We start from the raw sequence: 20,958 nt of genomic DNA on the forward strand, positions 1-20,958 counted from the left end.
AGCACGGGTACCGAACCCGGGGCGCCGAACCTTCATTGCGAGTTGGCGGTAGACGGAGTCGTCGTCGTATCCAAAGATGGGCCCAAAGGCGTGCTTTGCTCGCTGCGGAATTGGTGAACCACCCAGTTCGGTGGTACGCCCACAACGGGCTTCGGATCGCCTTCCAATCGGCGCAGATAACTTTCGACCAAGTCCACGGTTTCGGCATGGCCGCCGGACATGCCGATGGCCTGCTCGAGCACCAGAAACCGTGACAGGCTCGTCATCAGCACGGTCCAGACGACCGGCGATATGTCCTCGTGTTCCGCACCGTAGCGTTGCAACGCGGCCGCTACCGTCTTCCGCTGTTCTTCGCGGAAACGTTCGGCGTAGTAAGCGATTTCGGTCCGCATGTCTCTGCGATGATTGGCCAGCGCCATGAATTCCATCGATATTCGGGTGAATGCGGGATCGGTGCCGAATTTCCACAGCGCCCACAAGGGCTGCGGCGATTGCAGCGCTTGCGCCTGCACCTGAAGACCTTCTTCGGCGCGGCGGCGGAAGACCTCGAGGAACAACTCATCCATCGTGCGGAAGTAATAGTGCACGAGTTGGGGTTTCAGCCCCGCCCGGCCGGCGAGCCGACGCGATGTGACGGCCGCGTAGCCCTCCTCGAGCATCAGCTGCTCCGCCGCGTCGAGGAGCAGCCCGCGATTCTTCGCGTCCGGTGCCCCGATCCTGCGGGCCCCAGAAGAAGAGGTCATGCCATCACTCCATTCTCTGGGCCCCCGAGCCACTCTCAGCGCTCCCGTGCCGACCACAGGGATGGTATCGCGACACGGCCCTGCGACCTTGACCACGACATTACCGCCATGCTAAGCAGGTGCTCAGCACATTTCACGATCTCAACGTGGGGGCGGTGATACCGCTTGCCGCCGAACACCACCGGTAACCCAGCCCAGGGAGAAATAATCCGATGAGTGACTACGCCTCGATCGACTTCTTCACCGATCAGTCTTTGGTCCCCGATCCGCACCCCTACTTCGATTACCTGCGCAGCCAAAATCCCGTGGTACGGCTGCCGCACTACGGGGTTGTCGCGGTCACCGGGCACGAAGAGGCCAACACGGTCTATAAGGATCCCGACACCTTCTCGAACTGCGTCGCGCTCGGCGGGCCGTTCCCGCCACTGCCGTTCCAGCCCGACGGGGACGACATCGATGCCCAAATCGAAGCCCACCGCACCCAGTTCCCGATGTTCGAGCACATGGTCACCATGGACCCTCCGGACCACAGTCGCGCACGATCGATTTTGAGCCGGCTGCTGACTCCGAGCCGGCTCAAGCAGAACGAAGAGTTCATGTGGCAGCTCGCTGACCGCCAGCTCGACGAGTTCCTGGTCAACGGCGAGTGCGAGTTCATCAGCGAGTACGCCAAGCCCTTCGCCACCCTGGTGATCGCCGACCTGCTCGGTGTCCCCGAAGACGACCGCAAGGAGTTGCGCATCGTGCTGGGCGCCGATCGCCCCCGCACGGTGGTCGGAGGGCTCGAGCGCGAGTCAGTGGGCGTCAACCCGCTGCACTGGCTCGACGACAAGTTCAGCTCCTACATCGAGGACCGGCGCAGCAAGCCACGTGAAGACATCCTGACCGCCCTGGCGACGGCGAAATACCCGGACGGTGCCACGCCGGAGGTCGTCGAGGTGGTTCGCTCGGCCACCTTCTTGTTCGCGGCCGGGCAGGAAACCAGCGCCAAGCTGATGACCGCCGCGATGCTGGTGCTCGGCGACCGGCCCGATATCCAGGAGAAGTTGCGCGCTGATCGCAGCCTGATACCCAACTTCATCGAGGAGGCGCTGCGGATGCACAGCCCGGTCAAGACTGACTCCCGGCTGGCCCGCAAGACGACCAAACTGGGCGATCTCGAGATACCCGCGGGCACCGTGGTCGTGGTGTTCCCGGGTGCGGTAAACCGCGATCCCCGCCGGTTCGAGGACCCGCACGAGTTCCGCCTCGACCGTCCAAATGTCCGCGAGCACATGGCTTTTGCCCGCGGCGTGCACTCGTGCCCGGGCGGTCCGCTCGCCCGCATCGAGGGACGTGTCTCGATCGAGCGGATCCTGGACCGGATGCCGCACATCGCAATCAACGAAGCCCACCATGGGCCGGCCGCCGAGCGTCGTTATACCTACGAGCCGACGTACATCCTGCGCGGCCTCAGCGAATTGCACCTGACCTTCACCACCGCGGATGCGGTCGCGCCGGTGGCCTAAGCCTAAGGGAAGCGTCGACAGCGGGAAAGTGTGGGCTGCGAGCGCTACCCCACCTGCGTGCCGACGAAATAGCTGCCGAGCAGGACGCCGGCGATCAGCACTACCCACGCGTCGGTAAGTCGGCACAGCAGGGCCGGTGCGTTTCGCACCTCCATGAACTCGCGGAAAATGATGCGCACCTTGACCAGTGCGATGACGATGACGCTTGACGTGACCACAGCGCTGGATTTCGGTAACCCGGCATGTCCCGCTGCGGAGTGGTCTATCCACAGATAAGCCAGCGTCAGCGCGGCCAAGATCACCCAGACAAACGCCAATCTCTTGTTGAATTTCACCGGGTCACCTCACCACGTAAAGCAGCGCGAAGATGAGCACCCAGAGGAAGTCGACGGTGTGCCAATACGTAGCACAGGTTTCGACCAGCTCCTGGGATCGCCGCGCCGGACTACGAAGTTGGTAAACGATGACACCGAGGACCACGAAGCCGATCAGCAGGTGCACAAAGTGGATCCCGGTGAGAAAGAAGTAGTAGGTGAAGAAGTCGTTGCTGTCGAACCCATTTCCCATGCCGACCAGCCGGGCCCACTCAAACACCTTGGAAAATAGGAATATTGCGGCAAGCGCTGCCGTGATGTAGACGTCCCTGAGCGCCGCGCGGTAGGCGCCGGCACGGGCCGACTGAACGCACCGCGCCACCGACCAGGAGCTCAGCAACAAGACGAGGGTGTTGAGCACCCCGACACGGAGATCCAATTGCGCTTGAGAGTGCAGGAAGAGCTCGGGGCTGCGTCCGCGATAGAACAGGTAGAACCCGAAATAGGCTGTGAAGACCAGCGTTTCGAATAATACGAAGGCCCACATGTCCGGCTGGCCCGGCACGGAACGGGTGCGTGCGTTCTGATCGGCTAAGTCCGTCATCACGCAGCCGCCGCTTTTGGCGCACGATCGGGCTTGCGTTCTGGGAGAGGCCCGGTACCGAAGTCTTCGCGGCGGATCATCTGAAAGAGCATGACGATGAACGTGATTTGGTAGACCCCGAACACGACCATGTCCAGCCACCAAGCGATCTGGCCATTCCACGCCAGCACGCCCCGCCGGAAAATCCAGCAGGGCGCGACGACGACCTCGGTCAGCGCGTTGCACAGGTTGAGGTAGCCGAACCACTTCGGGAACACCCGATTCTTATCGAGCAGAATCGCGACCATCCAGATCAGCGAGCCGATCAGGAACACCCCCATGGTCCCGTCGAAAGACAGGAACGCGAAGTCGTAGAGCCAGCCGATCGCCTCGGGGTCACGCTCCGGTCGCAGCGCTCCGACGATCAGCGCGATGTTGAGCAACAGCATTCCGGGAACCGCGGCGAGGGAGTAGATGATGAGATACGAATAGCCGAACGCGCGGCTGACGGACATGCGTCGCATCGAATAGGCGATCAGGGCGTTGTTGATCGCGGTCATGCCGCTGATGGCGAAGATGACGCCAAAGCCAAAAGGTATCCCGAGGTGGCGTTCGGCGAACCAGTGGACCCGCGTCGCGAGATCCCAGGTGGGCTGCGGCGGTGGCTGGACCTGCGCCACGACGAAGAACATCGGGAAGAAGAGGTTGTAGAAGACGACGAGCGTCCACCACGCCAACCAGAGTTCGCGCTTGGGGTTGTGCCGCAGATGCCAGCCGATTCGGTGATGCAACGGTCCCGAGGGTGGCGTGGCCGGAGCACTCGCGGGTGTGATCACCGCGCTCACGCGTTCACCGCTCCTTCTCCGCGCCTAGGGTTCTCGGCACGCTCCCGATAGATGGCTTGCCGTAACACAACACCCATCACGACGATCCAGACGGCGATGGCGACGTTCTTCACCCAGAACGACAGGAAGCCGTCCCAGGCCAACGGACCGGTCAACGACACTCCGACGAAGGCCGCAGGCACCAGTGCGGCCGCTACCAGGAGGTTGAAGCGGGCTACCCACCGGCTGAATACCGGACGCGGCTGGTCGTCGAAATAGATTGCCAGGGCCAGGATTACGCTTTGTCCGATCAGGAACGGGACCAGGATGGTGAAGGTTATCCAGGCCAGGTCGTTGAGCAGCTGGGTCAGCTCGGGGCTGCGTTCGGGGCGAAACGCGGCCAGCAACCAACAGACGTTGGCGACGAGAAACAGCGTCGGACCGCCGGCCACGCAACCGAGCATGGCGTAGGAGAAGATCGGCGTCCGATGCGCCATCCGGCGGATCTGCAGCACAATCAGAGCCAGAACCGGGACGAGGCACACCCCGAACCAGTTGAACACGATCATGCTGTAGCGGATCTCCGGGAGATGGGCCGGATCGCGATAGAACGCGGCGACCTGTGCTGCGGGCATTGTTGGTGACATCGGCGGATTGAAGCCGGGGAACAGGAAGAAAGCGGCGATCCAGAGGACCAGCGCCGCTGGCAACGTCCAGAGTAAGATCAGCTCGCCGTCGGTCCGCCGCGGCGCGGTTGGAGCGGATTGGCGACCGCCTGCCTCGGTTCCGCCGACGTCGGGCATCGGTACTCCTTCCCCGCACGAAATTGCCGCCAAAACTCGGCTAGTGAGCGAAGCTAGCCGATCGGCTAGCCTTGGTCAATAGCGTCGTCTAGTCTCGGTGCGTGGGAACAGCACGGCAGTCGGTCGCTGATGGGCAATTCTGGCTGATCGAGCACAGCGCGGCCCGGACGCGGGTACTCGATGCCGCGTTGGATCTGTTCGCCACACACGGTGTCAGCGGTACGTCGCTGCAGATGATCGCCGACGCCGTCGGCATCACGAAAGCTGCTGTCTACCATCAATTCCGGACCAAAGAGCAGATCGTCATCGCCGTGACCGAGCGCGAACTCGGCCGGCTCGAGCCGGCGCTCGAGGAGGCCGAAGCATACGACGACGGGCCTCAAGCACGAGATGCCTTATTGGTGAGCGTGATTGAGATGGCTGTTCGCGACCGCCGGTTGGTACGGACGCTGCAATTCGATCCGGTCGTTGTTCGGTTGCTGGCCGAACACATACCGTTTCAACGCTTTATGGATCGCCTATATCAGGTACTGCTGAGCGATGCGGGTCTGGACGGGCGGATCGAGGCAGCCATGTTCTCGGGTGCGCTCAGCACCGCGGTCATGCATCCGCTGGTTGCCGACATCGACGACGACACATTGCTCACCCGGGTTACCGATCTGAGCCGGCGCCTGCTCGGACTGCCTCGGGAATCTCACGACTGACCATCCGGCCGGTCTAGGTGCCCGCGCGGACGCAACGGAGCGGCTACGTGTCGGCGCGGACCCAGGTCAGAACGTCGTCGTGGGCATAACAGATGAGGAAGAGGCCATCGGGCGCCTGCGCGACGTAGTTCTGGTAATTCTGGCATGCGGCGCCTTCGTCCTTGATCCCCGCCATTGGAGGTGACCGGAACCATCGAGGCTGGTATCTCCTTGGCGAGCCGCAGAACATCAGCCGTCCGGGCTGCGAGCCGGGAGGAACGATACTGTCATCGACACCGAAGGCGTAGTAGGTGGTGTTGTCACACGGCGCCCCCAGAACCTGATGCGGCATGATGCCCGGGGTGCAAGCGGGGTAGTCGCAGACGCTCGGCCCGGCAAAGGATGGCGGCGCCGCCAGCACACTGGCGCCAAGCAGCGCGGCAGCTATTGCCACGATGAAGCGCACCCCATTACTTTGCCACACCGGAAAAGAACTGAAAAGGAAATTCTCCTGTTCGGAGAAGGTCACCTTGGTCGAACAGCCGTCGGCGCCGGGCCACTTTGATCCATTCCGCCTCGTTTTCTGGGGGGCGGGCATTTCCGCATGTGAGGGCCACGATTGCAGCAGCACGATGAAACCGTCGACGCCAGACCGAAGTGATAAGCTCATTCTCTGTGCATGATCCGGAGGGGCCTGACGCCGACCATTGCGGCCCGGCGAACGTGATCGACCCCGGCGCACCACAGCCGCGCTCAGGGGTTGCCGCCGTCGTTGTGACGCCCGTCTCGGACATAGGCGCGGAAGACGAAGTTGCCAACGCTGAAGCGCGCGCCAAGGCGGCTCGGGCACGCGTCTCAAAGCTGCGTATGGCAGCCGAAACGGGGGACGCGGACGACGACACCGCTTCCCGGGACGTCGCGCAGCGTCGCGCAAAGTCGTCCCGTGTTCGACTGCGGTTGCCGCGCCGTCCCGGGCGGCTCCGACGCCCAGGGTGGCTCCAACTCCCGGAGCGGAAAACGCTAGCCGCTGGCGTCGGCATCGTGCTCACCGCTGCTTCACTCGGCGCGAGCGGCTACATGATCTGGCAGCACCACACCGTCACGCACAACCGGCAGCTGGCCGATGAGTTCGCTGCGGCAGCCAAGGACGATGTCAAGATGCTGATGTCGCTTGACGCCAAGCACGCCAGGGAGGATATCCAGCGCGTCATCGACGCATGCACCGGCGATCTCAAGAAGCAATTGGAAGCCACGTCGAGCCTCATGGTCGAAAAGGCACAGGAGTCGAAGGCCAGCAGCAAGGCCAGCGTGGAAGCCGTCGCCGTCGAGTCGTTCAGCGAGAATTCGGCGGTCGTGCTTGTCGCGGCGAAAACCGATGTCACCAATGCAGACAACACAAATCGGCCACCTGTCGTGTGGCGAATCAGCGTTGGCATCACGCGCGACGGTGGTCAGCTTAAAATGTCGAAAGTCGACTTCCTGCAATGACTGTCGAGCATGACTCGTCGCTGGACGGCGCCGAAGCCACACTGTCCGACGAGATTGGATCGCCACCCGCGCCCCCGGGATCGGCTCGCACCAACGGACTCAGCACGATCAAGCGCTGGGTCCGCTGGTGTTCGGTGAGGTGGCGCTTAATCGTCGCGACGGTGTTGGTCGTTGCCGCGGTGGGCAGTGCCGGCAGTTTGTTCTTCATTCTGCACCGGCCGGATCAGCAAATCGGTGACGCGGCGGCACACCGCGCAATCCAGGCGGCGTCAGACGGTGCCGTGGCGGTGCTGTCGTACGCTCCCGACAGCCTGGACCGCGATTTCGCCAAGGCGAAGTCATATCTCACCGGCGATTTTCTCGCCTACTACACCAAATTCACCGAACAGATCGCGGCGATAGCACAGCAGAAGCGCGTCACTGAGACCGCCAAGGTGGTTCGGGCCGCCGTCTCCGAGTTGCATCCGGGTTCAGCCGTTGTGTTGGTGTTCATCAACCAGACCGCCACAAGCAAGGAAAAGGCAGAACCGCAGGCAACCGCGAGCAGCGTCCGGGTGACGTTGACAAAAGTCAAGGGTTCCTGGCTGATCTCAAAGTTGGATCCGCTGTCGTGACCGCTGCATTTGGTTCAATCGGCATTTTGCCGGAGTCGAAGCGGTGTTAATCTCATTGCACGAAAAGCCGCAAGCCATGTGCAAAACCGAATGACAATGACGGTTAATTGGAGCGGGCGGAGGAGCACCTGATGCGTTCAGTTCGAACACTCGCTACCGTAACGCTGGTTGCTACCACCGTATTCGGCGGTTTCGGCACGGCATCGGTAGCCCGGGCGACAACCAAGGAAGAAGTGGCCCTTAACGGGACGTTCCGCGCCACGTCCATCGGCGATTGGGCCCAGAGGAACGACCAGTACTTCGGCGAGCCGACGGTCATCCAGATATGGACCATCAGCTCGTCGTGCGTCACGTTTCAGGAATGCCACGGCACGCTGACCAGCGACCAGGGATGGAGCGCGCCCCTATATATGAATGATGGGGAGATGTGGAAGGCCAAACGCGAGGTGCCGAACTGGGAGCGGTGCGAGGACGGTACCGCGTACCCCGGACAGCAGACGTTCTATTTCTATCCAGTGAACGAGTACGGGGGATATCAACTCGGGTCGCCAACCTTCGCCGGGAAGGACAAAACGGTCGGCCCGAGCGGTGCCTGCGGGCAAAACCAGTGGCTTGATATCGCGATGCCGCTGCGCCTGGACAGATTAAGCTGACCGGGCGCCCAACTCACTACCTCGACCCGCCATCGGCGCTTTGCGGCCTGCATCGCTGCAGGGCTTGTCAGGAGGGAAACATGTCCTTCCACGTCTTAGGCGCGTTCGGGGCTGCGAGATCCGACTGCTGGTACAACTTCCCGTCCGGACCGACAAAACGACCGGTTCGCGGATCATACTTTGCCGTCGCAACCAACGGTCCAGATATCTTGGCTCCGAACGCACTTGGCGCGGCCTGGGGCCCTCCACCGTTGGCCTGATCTGGTGGTGCGGGCGCGGCCGGTGGTGCGGGAAGTTCCGCCGGTGACGGCACGTCCAGTGGTGCTATGGGCGCGAGGTCGGCCGACATTGGCGACCAGGACGCCAACGGGGGTCTCGACGACGGAACGGGCGGCGCAGCTGCTCCAGGCGTGCCCGGTGGTGCAGGTTCACCCCGCGGCCCCGGGGGTGTGCCGCGCGGCACCGCCCCCGGCGGCAGCGGCGTTCCCTCGACCGGGCCGAAGATTCTCTCGTCGACGTTAATCCGGTCATCGGGCGGGATGCCCTGGGAGAGCAGGTTCGGGTCCAGTGGGTAGGGACCGAGGACATGCTGGCGCATCGCCAGCGGCATGAACGGCTTGTCGCTGTTGCAGATTTCGACGGTAGGCGCGCGCTTGCCCGGGTGACCGATGCAGGGATAGTTGCGGGCACCGCGAACCGAGAGCGGCGAATCCTGAGGGAGTTTGCAATACAACCCGTCAGGTGTGTCGATGTCGCTGAGATCGTCCGGCGACCGCCACGTGTTGGGTGGCATGAAGCCGACCGTGCAAATTGGCGGATCGTCGATCGTGAGTGCGAAGTCGCCTTGGGCCGTACCTTCGGGATGGTTTGGCGCCGCGGCGGCCTGCTCGATAGCGACCGCCGACGGCAGCAACACCAGCAGCTGCTCTATCGAGGGATGGTAGGTGACGCCGATCTGCCCGATGGTAGTCAGGTTGGCGAGCAACACCGGCAGCGTCGGTTTGATTTGTTGCAGCAGCCGGGCCGCTTCGTTCGCAGCCTCAGGGCCATTCCGCAGCAGGGTGCGAACATGGGAATCGTTGTTCGCCAACACATCCGAAATCCCGGCCGAGCTGCGTGCCCACCTTCTGATCGAATCGGCGGCGCGTGCCTGGGCATCCAATAGCGGCCCGGTGTCTTCGGTGAGAGCTCGGGTGCGATCGACGACACCGTTGGCGTCGCGGGAAATTGTCTTAGAGGAATCGATCAGTGAACCCAGGTCGTAACCGGAACCGTTGAACGCCTGGAAGGTCTCGTCGAGCAATTGGCCGAGTTTGGTCTTCGGGATGCTGTTGACCAAGGCGCTGACCTGATCGAGCATCGGCCCAACCGGCTGCGGAAGGTCCTTGTCGCGCACGACGATGACCGAGCCGTTGTGCAGGTAGGGCGGTGAATCGGTGTTGGGCTGCAAGTCCACGTACTGCTCACCCACCGCGGAGACGCTGCGCACCTGCGCTATCAGGTCCGCCGGGACCTTCGGTGAAGTGCTAAGCGACAGCTTCGCTTTGGCGCCGGTCGGCGTCAAACTCACCGAAGTGACCTTACCGAGCTGAACGCCGCGGTAGGTCACGTTGGAAAACTGGTACAGGCCGCCGGTGGTCGGCAGCTCCAGCCACACCGTCATACGACCGATCCCCAGCAGGGTCGGCGCTTGGATGTAGAAGAGGACCATCGCGATCACGCCAAGGGTTCCGACGATCGTGAAAATCGCCAGTTGGATACGAACGAAACGCGTCAGCATCTATCCACCCGCTCCCGTCGGCGGCGCCGCTGCGGGCGGCGGCATTTGACCCAGACCCGCACCGGGCAACGGACCCGCAGGTGGCTGAGGCCCCGGCAGCGGCGCCGCACCCGGCGCAGGCCCGGGTGGCGGTCCAACTTGCGGCGGAGGCCCGGGCAGCGGGTCACCCACTATCGGTATCGGTCCCGGATTGACCCACGGTGGCCTGACGGGGTCATGCATCGGATCGTGGGTGTATTGCAGGTAATACGGGTCCCCGGGCAGCGGTACCAACGGCTGGTCCAGCTGCCCCCAGTGGGTCCCCAACAGCAGTCCTCGCTTGAGCCGTGGAATCGACATGTCCAAATCGACATGCAGGTTGAAGTAGTCACCTCGGACCGCTCGGTCGACGAAGTTCTGGGTGAACGGGAACACGAAACCCGCCGCGAGTGCCGTACCGAGCTCTGGTCCGACGTCGGCGAGCGCGCGGATGGTCGGCTCCAGATTTTTGAGATTCTTGACCAGGTCGGCCTGAGAGTCGTTGATCAACCGGGTGGCGGTGTTGCTGAAGACGCGAAGTTTGTCCAGGGCGGCCGTCAGGCGCGGCCGTTCCCTGATCAGCACATCGAGCGCGGGCGGTATTTTCTGCAGCGCCTGGGTGAGAACGTCGCGTTGGTCGGCGAATGTGCCGGCAAGCCGGTTCAGCGCCTGGATGGAGTCGACGATGCTGTTCCGCTGATCGTCCAGTGTTCCCACGAACGTGTCGAGGCGAGTAAGCAGATCACGCAGGGCGCCCTCGCGCCCGGACAGGGCGGCGGAGAAATTGTGGATGATCTCGCCGATCTGTCCCAGTCCCCCGCCGTTGACCACCGCTCCCAGCGACGACAGTGTCTGCTCTGTCGACGGGTAGGCGGTTGACCGAGTGAGTGGGATGGTGGCGCCCGGCTGCAGCCGCCCGCTTCCCGGTTTTGGCTTTCCGTCGGGGCCCAGCGGCGTATTGAGCTCCACGTGCATCGACCCCAGCAGGCTGGTCTGACCGACCTTAGCCTCCACGTTGTCCGGGATAACGACATCGCGCTTTATCGAGATCTCGACATCGGCGTGCCAGCCTGGCGCTTGGGGGTTTTTGGCCACCCTCATCGTGCCGACACTGCCGACTACGACGTCGTCGATCATCACCGGCGAGTTGGACTCCATCGTCCCGACATTCGGGATCTCGACGTGGTAGATAGTCGCCCCCGGTCCGCGTCCGACCGCGCCGGGCAAAGGTAGTGAATTCAAACCGTGGAATGCGCATCCCGTCGCGGTCAACATTACGCAACAGCCGAGGGCGAATACCCGCCGAGCAGAACCTGATGGCCCGGCTGTCCCCCGCAAGCGGGTGGGGGTACGCCCCTGCGGAGCGGGGACCCCACCCACTTGTGGGGGCGTGCCCCCACCCCGGGCCGCTGCGCGGGCGATCATGACCGTGGCCCTTCGGCAGGCAGCAGCATGCCTGGCACACCCGGCGCCGCCGGCGGTGGCGGCAGCATCGGCGTGGACGGCGGGGGCGGCAGCGGCATCGCCGCGCCTGGTATCCGCTCCGGCGGCACCGCACCCGGCGGTCCCACGGGATCACCGGGCAAGCCGGTGTAGGCCGACACCGCGGGCGGGATCTCGGGCGGTCCGGGTTTCGGGCCCTCGCCCCCGGGTGCCAGGCGCGGCTCGCTGTAGAGGATCTTGGAGGGGTCTACCGACTTCTGCAGGAATATGTTGATGGGTATCGGCAGACTGTTGAAGTTGAGCACCCGCAACCCGGGACCGAGGAACAGGGAACACAGCTTGCCCGATTCAACCGCGGTGACGTTTTCGATGGCCCCGACTGCCGTGCAGCCGGGCACAGGCACCGGCAGCAGCAAACCCGAAAACGTGGGGTTCGCGAAGTTCATGATCCCGAACCCTCCCACGATGGTTCCGGTGTCGGCGTTGTAGTCGTTGAAGAAGTTGCCGAGCGCATTCGGTGCGCCGTGCAGAATATTTTCCAGAGCCATGCGCTTGTCGACCAGGATCTGCGTGACATCGGCCAACCTGGCAATCTGCTCGCTGGTCTGGTTGCGCGTCCCGGCGATGAAGCGCTGCACTTCGCCGACCGCAGTCGACAGATCGGTCAGCGCCGCGTCCAAGTCGGATTTGCTGTCGTTGACCACGCTGGTGAGCGTGGCCAGGCGGTCGTTGAACTGCACAATCTGGACGTTGCTGTCGCGCAGCGCGCCGACGAAGGTCTGCAGGTTTTTGATGATGTCGACGATGTTCCCGCTACCGTTGGCGAGGATGCGGCCCACCCCTGAGAGTTGACCGAGGGCTTGCCGCAGCTTGTCACCGTTTCCGTCGAGCGCGTCGGCGGCGCTGTCGATGAACCGGCCCACCGACGTGCCCGATACCCCGCTTCTGGGTCCCAAATCCGTTGCCAGCCGCATCAATTGGGTTTTGACCTCGTCCCACTCGACCGGCACTGCGGTCCGTTCGACCGGTATAACTCCCCCATCGCGCATGACCGGTCCAGTATCCCGATAGGCCGGCGTGAGTTGGACGTAGCGGGCAGACACCAGATTCGAGGCGACGATAACCGCCCTCGCGTCCGCCGGAATGGATACGCCGTGGTCAACTTTCAGAATCATCTTGACCTGTGTGCCGTGCGGATGAATCGCTTTGATGTTGCCGACTTTCACACCCGAGACCCGCACCTCGTCATTGGGATAAATCGCGGTGGCGGTGTTGAAATAGGCGGTAATCGTCTGTGGGCCGAAGAATGTATTTCGGACGAGCACAGCAGCTCCGGCAACCGTGAGCGCGACCAGGGCAATCGCCGCCACGGCCGCCAGCCTGCTGCGCGGGATCCGGGAGATCCGGGAGGTCCGGGAGGTCTGGGAGGTCCGGGAGGTCACTGTGAACCCCCGACCCTGCCGCCCAGCGTGCAGGCAGGACACACCGGAATACCGTTGTACGGCCAGGGAACCAGCGAGCGAGGTACCGGCGAAGGGTAGCCGGGACCGCGGGTCGTGTCGAAGGTGCGGAATCCCCAGAGGTAGTCGAGGAACGGTTGGAAGATCTGGGGGGCAAGGAAGTTCGGGACGAACGCCGAATAGGCGTACATGCTGGAGATGGCCTCTCCGACCGTGATCTCGAATTTAGCGAGGCCCGGCAGTGCTTTGCTGATGTTGTCGCGGTTCTTTTCCAGCACCTCGGTCACCCGATTAAGTCGCTCCAACGTCGGTGCCAATTTGCTTTCGTTGTCGTGCACCAATGCCGTCAGCTGCTTGGCCACCGCCGACGTGTTGGCCAGCAGATCCACGATCTCTTGTCGGCGCGCCGCCAGCACTTCGAGCAGCACGTCGGAGTTGAGGATGAGCTTGTTGACCTGCTGGCTGCGTTCGGAAAGAACACCGGTGACGTCGCTGGCACTCTTGAGCAGGTCGCCCAAGTTCTTGTTGCGGCTGTTGAGGGTGCGTGACAACCGGGTGAGTCCGTCGAACGCCGGCCCCAGTTTGGGTGCGATCTGGTCGAGCGTCGCCGACAGCGTGTCCAGTGATTGATTCAGCGTCGCGGTACTGGTTCCGGCGGTGTTCGATGCGAAGTCGCTGACCGCTTCCGTCAGCGAGTAAGGCGAGGACGTGCGCGAGACCGGAATGACAGCCATCGGACGCAGCGTGCCGGTGCCGGCGGACTCGACCGTCACCATCCGCTCGCCCAGCAGTGTGCCGGTGCGGATGTGCGCGGTGGTCTCCGACCCGAGCAGGATTTTACCGCTCATCGCGAACGTCACCAGCGCATCGCCGTGCTGCAGCTTCACATCCGACACCGTGCCGACCTTCATGCCCGACACCGTCACGGGGTTGCCCACTTCAAGGCCGCCGGCTTCAGAAAACAGCGCCTGGTACCTGACCATCGTCGCCCAGGTGATGAGCCGGTCGGGCGCCAGGCCCACCAGGATGACCATGACGATCAAGGCAACGCCGATGAGTCCGGCCTTGACGAGCCCCGATCCGTGATACTTAAGCATTAGGGTTCCGTGCACCTTCCAGCTTCTGACCTGAATATGGGGGCTCTCACCGTCTTGCCCTGAAGATCAGTGCCGCGAATCGTCAGCTGGCAGAGGTAGTACGGGATGGTGGCGCCGTTTACGCCGAGTCGGACCAACTTGCGGTAATTCTTCGGCGCCTTCCCGATTGCGGCGTCGAGGCGGTCCCTGTCCGCGTCGAGGATCGGCGCCAGCCGATTCAACTGGTCTATGGTGCCGGACAATGGCGGCCGCGCATTACTCAGCAGATCCGCCAGCGAGGCGGTCCCGTTGTCCAGGGCGTCGATCGCCGAGCCGATGGTGTTGCGGTCGTCCGACAGCCCGCTGATAAGCCGCTCCAGACGATCGATTGCGCCGGAGAACTTGCTGCCGTCCTTGGAGATCGTGCCAACGACAATGTTGAGGTTGTCGATTAGTTGCTGCACCGTTTGATCGTTGTCGGCCAAGGCGTTCGAAAAGGACGTCGCCTTGGCGAACAGCGAATCGAGAGTCCCGCCTTCACCCTGGAAGACTTGCAGTAAGGCGGAGGTCAGCGCGTTGACATCGCGCGGATTCAGGCCCTGCGTAACGGGTTTCAACCCGCCGAGCAGCAGATCGAGGTCAAGCGCCGGCGCGGTGCGGTTGACGGGAATCTGACCGCCGGCCGGCAGGCGCTTGGTCGAGCCCGGGCCATCGACGAGTTCGAGGTAGCGATCACCCACCAGGTTGAGGTAGCGGACCGCCACCCTGGTGCCCTCGGTGAGGACGACGTTGCGGTCGGCGTCGAATTTCACCAAGACTTTTTTATCCGGTTGCAGCGAAACGCTATCGACCGTGCCCACCCGGATCCCGGCGACCCGCACCGACTGCCCGCCCTTAAGACGCGACACGTCGGTGAACACCGCGGAATACTTGGTCGTCGCGCCCGTCCGGTACTGGCCGAAGATAAAGAACAGAAAGGTGCTCAGGATTCCCATCACGACCGCGAAGATCCCGAACTTGACCAGGGTAGCGCGCGTTCTCATCCAGGTTGTCCGATCTGAGCGGGGTTGCGCGGCGGCCCGGCGATCGGCCCGTACAACAGCTGTTTGAGGAGATCCGAGTTGATCAGCAACTGCGGGTTTCCGTATCCCACCGGATCGGCGCCGATATCGGTAATGAATTGCGGCGGACTCGAGTTGAACGGCAGTACTGGGAGACCCAGGCACTTCGGGCCGCCCGTCGCCGCGACCTTGGGCAGGTTCGTCGGATACCGATAACGTTCGCCGCCCCAGGTGAGACTCGCCGAAATGTTGATGCTCGGTTCCGACAACGGCGGGCCGTGCCCTATCGTGATCAGCCCGCCGAAAGCACAGGTGAGCGCCTCGTGGTACTCGTTGGTTAGATCGGTGGTCGGCACCAGCAGATGCAACACATTCGTCAGCGGTCCGCGGTTTGCCGACAAGACGTCGTTGCCGATGTCGGCCAAGCCGATCGCGCTGACCAGCAACGCATCCAGGTTGTGCTGCTCATCGACAAGAGTCTTGCTGATCCGATTCGCGTTGGCCACGGTCTTCACCAGGTTCGGTGCCGCGTCGGCATAGGCGTTGGACACCACAGGTAAGACCGCAAGGTCATGCCTCAGCGCGGGAAGGCTCGGCTCCAGCCTGGCCAGAAACGAATCCAAGTCGCTCAGGGATTCACCGAGCTGGGGGCCCCGCCCACTGAACGCCTGTGCCAGCGCACCGAGCGTCTCGTTGAGCTTCGGCGGATCGATCTGGGCAAGGACCGACACCAGTTGCTGGAACACCGTGTTGATCTCGACCATGACGTGCTCGCCCCGCAGTGTCTGGCCACCGTGCAGCCGCGCCGCCGAGGGCGGCTCGCCGGGATTTGGCACCAGCTCAACGGACTTCGCGCCGAACACCGTCGATGACGCTATTTCGACGTGCACGTTGCCGGGAATGAACTGCAACTGCGACGGGTCCATCGCCAAATGAATGGCCGCTTCGCCGTTCGGCAGCGATTCGATCGAGGCAACCTTTCCCACCTGCACGCCGCGCATCTTGACCTTGGCGTCCGAATTCATGACCAGGCCGGCGCGTTGCGCGATCACCGTCACGGGCACGACTTTGTCGAAGGAGCCCTGAAACAGACCCACCGCCAACGCGAAAATCCCGAAAATGACCACGACGGTCGTCAATCCAACCAAGGGCGCCACATAGCTTCGGCCGGCGGGTCGGGCATGACTGGCACGCGCAAGCCGGCCCGCTGGCGCACCGCGACCTGCGGGCGCATTTTGACTCACCGCCGTCCCCTCCCTCCGCTAGCCGGACAGGTTGAAATTGCCGTTGGAACCGTAAATAGAAAGCGAGACCAGCAGCGTCACCGACACCACGACGATGAGCGAGGTGCGCACCGCGTTGCCCGTCGCGACACCGACACCGGACGGTCCACCCGAAGCGAAGTAACCGTAATAGGTGTGGATCAGCAAGATGGTGAGCGCCATGAGGACGGCCTGCAGGAACGACCACAGCAAGTCGATCGGGTTCAGGAAGGTCGAGAAGTAGTGCTCGTACAAGCCGCTCGACTGCCCGAACAGAAACGTCGTGGTGAACTGACTGGCAAGGAACGACAAGATGACGGCGATGCAGTACAACGGCGTGATCGCCAGCATTCCGGCCAGGATCCTGGTGCTGACCAAGTATGAAATCGGGCGAATGGCCATGCTTTCCAGGGCGTCGATTTCTTCGTTGATCCGCATGGCACCCAGCTGAGCGGTCACTCCGGCGCCGAAAGTGGCGGCCAGACCGATCCCGGCGACTACCGGTGCCGCGATACGCACATTGATGAATGCGGCCAAAAAGCCGGTCAGCGCCTCGATGCCAATATTGCCCAGCGAGCTGTAACCTTGCACGGCCAGTGTCCCGCCGGCGGCGAGCGTCAAGAAGCCCACGATCACAACGGTTCCGCCGATCATTGCCAAAGTGCCTGCGCCCATGCTGATTTCGGCGATCAAACGGATGACTTCGCGAGTGTAGTGCATAGCGGCGAAGGGCATCCCGGCAAGCGCTCTACCGTAGAACAGCGTGTGGTCCCCGAGGCGGCCCAGCGAAGCGATTGGCCACTCGAGCAAGCGACTCGATCGCGGATATGCAGCCCTCAGCGCCACCGACAGCCCCCTACTTCGCCGTCATCTTGATGCCGATGGCGGTGACGACCACGTTGACCACGAACAGCGACATGAAGGCGTACACGACGGTTTCGTTAACCGCATTACCGACTGCCTTGGCGCCTCCGCCGCTGATGACGAGGCCGCGATAGCAGGCGACCAATCCGGCGATGAGGCCGAAAAGTGCTGCCTTGACGCAGGAGATGATCACTTCGGGCACTCCGGTGAGCAAGGTGATACCCGCGGCGAACGCGCCGGGATTAACGTCTTGCACGAACACCGAGAAGGCGTAGCCGCCAATGATGCCGATGATGCAGACCAGGCTGTTCAACAGCAGAGCGACAAGACCCGACGCAAGCATGCGGGGGGTGACCAGGCGCTGTACCGGGTTGATGCCGAGTACCTCCATCGCGTCGATCTCTTCGCGGATGGTGCGCGAGCCCAGATCCGCACATATGGCGGTGGCGCCGGCGCCCGCCACGATCAACACCGTCACCAACGGACCGACCTGAGTGACCGCACCGAACGCGGCTCCCGCACCGGAGAGATCCGCAGCACCCAACTCGCGCAACAAGATGTTGAGCGTGAAGCTGATCAACACCGTGAAAGGAATCGCCACCAGCAACGTCGGCGCCAGGGCCACCCGGGCGATGAACCACGACTGCTCCAAGAACTCACGGCCCTGGAAAGGCCGCCGGAACGCAAACTTGATCGCGTCCGCCGACATTGCAAACAAACCTCCGACAGCCTGCATGGGCCCGGACATGTCGAACTTCAGCCTCAGCGCGGGCAATCCCGCCGACCAGCGCTCTGCGCGCCTATCTGCCATGGGTCTCAGACCCTTCCCCGCGTTACGAGACCGATAGTCTTGTTGTGGCGCACCGGCTGACGTGAACTCGGTTGAACCCACGATCCGCAAGACAAGCTACCGGCGGCGAAATGCCTGGCAAACGGCCAAAACTCGGCGTCTAGCTCCAGCACGACAGGCGCGACGACGCTCACGCCAGACCTCCGTTCTGTTGCATGAGCCGGCGCTAGCAAAACGAGAGGCCCCACGTCTTGAAGCGTCGGACAAGTATGGCTCATGCCTCGTTCAGGCGGAACGAAAACTGCATAACGTTTATCGCGCAGTTCGCGGTCGGTGCCAAGAGGCAATGACATCTGCGTCCCAGCAAAAGCGACGGTCGGCTCAAGCATGTCAGGGCTGCTCCGGTCCTAGGTGACGGCTCCGGCCGTCTTGAGTTCGATGATGCGGTCCCAGTCGAGGCCGAGTTCCATCAGGATCTCATCGGTCTGCTCAGCGAATTCGGGGGCCGGTCCGGTCTGTGGCGCTGCGACGTCGAACTGTACCGGGTTGGCGACCAACTCGAGCTCACCCGCCCGCACCATGTACTCGTTGGAGCGGATCTGCGCATCATCGACGGCTTGCAGGGTGTCCTGCACGGGCGCCCACGGCCCAGAGAGCGTCGCGAAGCGCTCGCTCCACTCGGCCAGCGTGCGGCTCGCGATGACCTTGGTCAGCATTTCAACCGCGTCGGCAGTGTTGGCAGCGATGTTCTCCACCGTGTCAAACCGTGGGTCGTCGACCAACTCCGGCAGGTCAACGTGACGGCACACGTCAGCCCAGAACTTGGTGGGCTGCATCATCACAAAGGAGATGTAGCGGCTGTCAGATGTGGTGTACAGCCCCACCAATGGATTATGGGGAGCGCCGTGCACGCCCGGCGGAGGTGCTTCCAGTCGCCTACCCAGATGCTTTGTCAGCGCCACCGTGTGCCCTTGCGACCAGAGGCCGCTGCCGAGCAAAGAGACGTCGACGACGGACGTTTCGCCGGTGCGCTCTCGTTTGAGCAGCGCCGCCGCGATGCCGCCGGCGAGGTTGGTGCCGGAGATGGTGTCGCCATAGGCGGGCCCGGGCGGCGCGATCATGCCCGGCATACCCATCGGGGTGATGGTGGCGGCGGTTCCGGCCCGGCACCAGAAAGCGGTCATGTCGTAGCCGCCCTTGACAGCTTCCGCCCCGCGGGGACCGAGCGCGCTGCCCCGTGCGTAGACGATCTTCGGGTTCACCGCCCGAATGTCGTCGACATCAATGCCGAACTTCTGCCGCGCGTCAGGAAGGAAGCTGGTCAGGAACACATCGGACCGGCGGGCGAGCTCGTAGAGCACTTCCTTGCCCTCGGGCACCGACATGTCCAGTCCGATGCTGCGCTTACCGCGGTTGGCGTGCTCGAAGTTGGGGTTCGGGTCGCCTTCGACCCGCAGCATGCCCGTCTGCCGAAGGCCACGCTGCGGGTCGCCGGTCACCGCGTGCTCGACTTTGATTACCTCGGCGCCCCATTCGACCAGCACCGCCCCGGCCGACGGGACGAACCCATACATCGCGACTTCCAGGACGCGGATGCCTTCCAACGGCCTCATGCGTGGGCCCCCTTGGCCGGACCCGCCGGCATGGTGATCGCCGGGAACGACGTATCAGCTGTGTCCTGCAAAGCCATTCGTCTCCCTGCTGCCGACCCGATAATTTCATTCTCTTCCTCGGCGAATCTTACATTCGAGTCTCGAGAATTCAAGAAATTCTCAGGAACTGGTCCTGCTGCTGACCTGCGCTGTATTGACGCAACGGTAACGTTTCCGCATCTCGCGGCGCAGGCCGCACGCGGTTTCCCGCTCACCTTGCACTCCGCTCCGGTGTGAGAGTAAGGTTCTCATAAATGTAAGGGCGATTCTTTGTAGTGGAGACTGCCCTCGTTCCATAAAGGCTTGGACATTGACGACGTGAAGACAGCACTAGTCACCGGTGGCGGATCCGGCATCGGTCAGGCCGTTGCACGTCGGCTACGCGCCGACGGTCTTGACGTGGCCACCATCGACCTCAGACCATCCGACGACGATCTGGCTTTTACCGCTGACGTCACCGACCGCCCGCAGGTCGACGCCGCACTGTCGGCCATTCGTGACCGGTTGGGGCCGGTCACGGTACTGGTCAACGCCGCCGGCCTGGACGGATTCAAGCGCTTCAGCCACATCACGTTCGAGGACTGGCACCGGGTGATCGATGTCAACCTCAACGGAGTCTTCCACATGATTCAGGCGGTGCTGCCCGACATGCTGGAGGCCGGCTGGGGACGGATCGTCAACATCTCGTCATCGAGCACACACTCCGGTGTTCCGTACATGGCTCACTATGTGGCGGCCAAGTCCGCGATCAATGGGCTCACCAAGTCGCTGGCACTCGAGTACGGGCCCAGCGGCATCACCGTCAACGCCGTGCCGCCGGGATTCATCGACACCCCGATGTTGCGCAACGCGGAGGCACAAGGATTCCTCGGCGACGTCGAGCAGAACATCGCCCGGACCCCGGTGCGCCGGATAGGCACGCCCCAGGACATTGCGGCAGCATGCGCCTTTTTGGTGTCCGAGGAAGCCGGCTACATCACCGGTCAAATCTTGGGCGTCAACGGCGGCCGCAACACCTGAGCACTGCTCGGCAACCGACTAGAAGGAGAAGCGGTGGCAACAGTCGATGGAGTCCTGAGCAGTAGGTAAGGAGAAAGCCGGTGAAGGTCTGGGTGGATTCAGAACGATGCCAGGGCCACACCCTGTGCGCGATGATCGCTCCCGAGTCGTTTCAGCTCAGCGACATCGACGGCAGCTCGTCCGCGATTGACGAAGAGGTGCCGGCCGATCGGGAGGATCAGGTTCGTGAAGCCGCCCAGTCCTGCCCGGAGCAGGCCATCATGATCACCGACGACGCCTGAGCCGGCACCGGTCATTAGCTACCGAGACATATAGGGAG

General features: G+C 63.1%; 22 protein-coding genes. 7 read left to right on the forward strand and 15 right to left on the reverse strand.

Annotated elements, in window-relative coordinates; all coding sequences use genetic code 11:
• Positions 1-32 precede the first annotated feature (32 nt).
• The gene (locus VML93_RS33220) at positions 33-743 is read right to left on the reverse strand and encodes a TetR/AcrR family transcriptional regulator (RefSeq protein WP_325617329.1); all 711 of its coding nucleotides are present in this window, start codon (positions 741-743) and stop codon (positions 33-35) included.
• Between the two features lie 212 nt (positions 744-955).
• Between VML93_RS33220 and VML93_RS33225 the strand changes: the two genes are divergently transcribed.
• Complete coding sequence (locus tag VML93_RS33225) at positions 956-2,251, forward strand: cytochrome P450 (protein WP_325617278.1); 1,296 nt, start codon at positions 956-958, stop codon at positions 2,249-2,251.
• A 44-nt stretch (positions 2,252-2,295) separates the two neighbouring features.
• Here VML93_RS33225 and VML93_RS33230 read toward each other — a convergent pair whose 3' ends face one another.
• The 4 genes from VML93_RS33230 to VML93_RS33245 are packed head-to-tail and all read right to left on the reverse strand — an operon-like array spanning position 2,296 to position 4,775.
• Entirely contained in the window at positions 2,296-2,586 is a 291-nt protein-coding gene (locus VML93_RS33230) for a cytochrome C oxidase subunit IV family protein (protein WP_325617280.1), read from the reverse strand.
• 4 nt (positions 2,587-2,590) lie between these two features.
• Positions 2,591-3,169, reverse strand: a complete 579-nt coding sequence (locus VML93_RS33235; RefSeq protein WP_325617282.1) for a cytochrome c oxidase subunit 3 family protein — start codon at positions 3,167-3,169, stop codon at positions 2,591-2,593.
• Complete coding sequence (locus VML93_RS33240) at positions 3,169-3,993, reverse strand: hypothetical protein (protein ID WP_325617283.1); 825 nt, start codon at positions 3,991-3,993, stop codon at positions 3,169-3,171. The genes VML93_RS33235 and VML93_RS33240 overlap by 1 nt, the downstream gene beginning before the upstream one ends.
• Positions 3,990-4,775: a hypothetical protein gene (locus VML93_RS33245; RefSeq protein ID WP_325617285.1), complete on the reverse strand. Its 786-nt coding sequence runs from the start codon at positions 4,773-4,775 to the stop codon at positions 3,990-3,992. Before VML93_RS33245 ends, VML93_RS33240 begins: the two co-directional genes overlap by 4 nt.
• Positions 4,776-4,876: 101 nt before the next feature.
• On the opposite strand from VML93_RS33245, the gene VML93_RS33250 reads away from it, so the two are divergent.
• The gene (locus VML93_RS33250) at positions 4,877-5,479 is read left to right on the forward strand and encodes a helix-turn-helix domain-containing protein (protein WP_325617287.1); all 603 of its coding nucleotides are present in this window, start codon (positions 4,877-4,879) and stop codon (positions 5,477-5,479) included.
• Positions 5,480-5,522: 43 nt separating this feature from the next.
• Here VML93_RS33250 and VML93_RS33255 read toward each other — a convergent pair whose 3' ends face one another.
• Positions 5,523-5,912, reverse strand: a complete 390-nt coding sequence (locus VML93_RS33255) for a hypothetical protein (RefSeq protein WP_325617331.1) — start codon at positions 5,910-5,912, stop codon at positions 5,523-5,525.
• A gap of 221 nt (positions 5,913-6,133) precedes the next feature.
• Between VML93_RS33255 and VML93_RS33260 the strand changes: the two genes are divergently transcribed.
• The 3 genes from VML93_RS33260 (at position 6,134) to VML93_RS33270 (ending at position 8,213) form a co-directional block, all read left to right on the forward strand.
• Complete coding sequence (locus tag VML93_RS33260) at positions 6,134-6,946, forward strand: hypothetical protein (RefSeq protein ID WP_414686512.1); 813 nt, start codon at positions 6,134-6,136, stop codon at positions 6,944-6,946.
• Entirely contained in the window at positions 6,943-7,560 is a 618-nt protein-coding gene (locus VML93_RS33265; RefSeq protein ID WP_325617289.1) for a hypothetical protein, read from the forward strand. Before VML93_RS33260 ends, VML93_RS33265 begins: the two co-directional genes overlap by 4 nt.
• 131 nt (positions 7,561-7,691) lie before the next feature.
• Positions 7,692-8,213, forward strand: coding sequence for a hypothetical protein (locus tag VML93_RS33270; RefSeq protein WP_325617291.1), 522 nt, complete (start codon positions 7,692-7,694; stop codon positions 8,211-8,213).
• A gap of 67 nt (positions 8,214-8,280) precedes the next feature.
• Here VML93_RS33270 and VML93_RS33275 read toward each other — a convergent pair whose 3' ends face one another.
• From VML93_RS33275 to VML93_RS33315, 9 genes are all read right to left on the reverse strand, one after another.
• Complete coding sequence (locus tag VML93_RS33275; RefSeq protein WP_325617293.1) at positions 8,281-9,993, reverse strand: MCE family protein; 1,713 nt, start codon at positions 9,991-9,993, stop codon at positions 8,281-8,283.
• On the reverse strand, positions 9,994-11,286 hold the full coding sequence (locus VML93_RS33280; protein WP_325617295.1) for an MCE family protein: 1,293 nt from the start codon (positions 11,284-11,286) through the stop codon (positions 9,994-9,996). It lies immediately after the preceding gene.
• A gap of 146 nt (positions 11,287-11,432) precedes the next feature.
• Positions 11,433-12,896 carry an MCE family protein gene (locus tag VML93_RS33285; RefSeq protein WP_325617297.1) on the reverse strand — a complete coding sequence of 488 codons (1,464 nt, stop codon included), beginning with the start codon at positions 12,894-12,896 and terminating at the stop codon, positions 11,433-11,435.
• Positions 12,893-14,011, reverse strand: a complete 1,119-nt coding sequence (locus VML93_RS33290; protein WP_325617299.1) for an MCE family protein — start codon at positions 14,009-14,011, stop codon at positions 12,893-12,895. Before VML93_RS33290 ends, VML93_RS33285 begins: the two co-directional genes overlap by 4 nt.
• Positions 14,011-15,033: an MCE family protein gene (locus tag VML93_RS33295; protein WP_325617301.1), complete on the reverse strand. Its 1,023-nt coding sequence runs from the start codon at positions 15,031-15,033 to the stop codon at positions 14,011-14,013. Before VML93_RS33295 ends, VML93_RS33290 begins: the two co-directional genes overlap by 1 nt.
• Complete coding sequence (locus VML93_RS33300; RefSeq protein WP_325617303.1) at positions 15,030-16,295, reverse strand: MCE family protein; 1,266 nt, start codon at positions 16,293-16,295, stop codon at positions 15,030-15,032. Before VML93_RS33300 ends, VML93_RS33295 begins: the two co-directional genes overlap by 4 nt.
• Before the next feature lie 18 nt (positions 16,296-16,313).
• On the reverse strand, positions 16,314-17,159 hold the full coding sequence (locus VML93_RS33305) for an ABC transporter permease (RefSeq protein ID WP_325617305.1): 846 nt from the start codon (positions 17,157-17,159) through the stop codon (positions 16,314-16,316).
• A gap of 10 nt (positions 17,160-17,169) precedes the next feature.
• Positions 17,170-17,988, reverse strand: coding sequence for an ABC transporter permease (locus VML93_RS33310; RefSeq protein WP_325617307.1), 819 nt, complete (start codon positions 17,986-17,988; stop codon positions 17,170-17,172).
• A gap of 386 nt (positions 17,989-18,374) precedes the next feature.
• A complete protein-coding gene (locus VML93_RS33315; protein ID WP_325617309.1) occupies positions 18,375-19,580 on the reverse strand; it encodes a CoA transferase in 1,206 nt (401 codons plus the stop codon).
• 357 nt (positions 19,581-19,937) lie between these two features.
• Here VML93_RS33315 and VML93_RS33320 point away from each other — a divergent pair, with 357 nt between their 5' ends.
• Positions 19,938-20,639: an SDR family NAD(P)-dependent oxidoreductase gene (locus tag VML93_RS33320; RefSeq protein ID WP_325617311.1), complete on the forward strand. Its 702-nt coding sequence runs from the start codon at positions 19,938-19,940 to the stop codon at positions 20,637-20,639.
• An 80-nt stretch (positions 20,640-20,719) separates the two neighbouring features.
• Entirely contained in the window at positions 20,720-20,920 is a 201-nt protein-coding gene (locus VML93_RS33325) for a ferredoxin (protein ID WP_325617313.1), read from the forward strand.
• The last annotated feature ends 38 nt before the right edge of the window (positions 20,921-20,958 follow it).

The organism is Mycobacterium sp., assembly GCF_035499775.1.
Taxonomy (GTDB): Bacteria; Actinomycetota; Actinomycetes; order Mycobacteriales; family Mycobacteriaceae; genus Mycobacterium.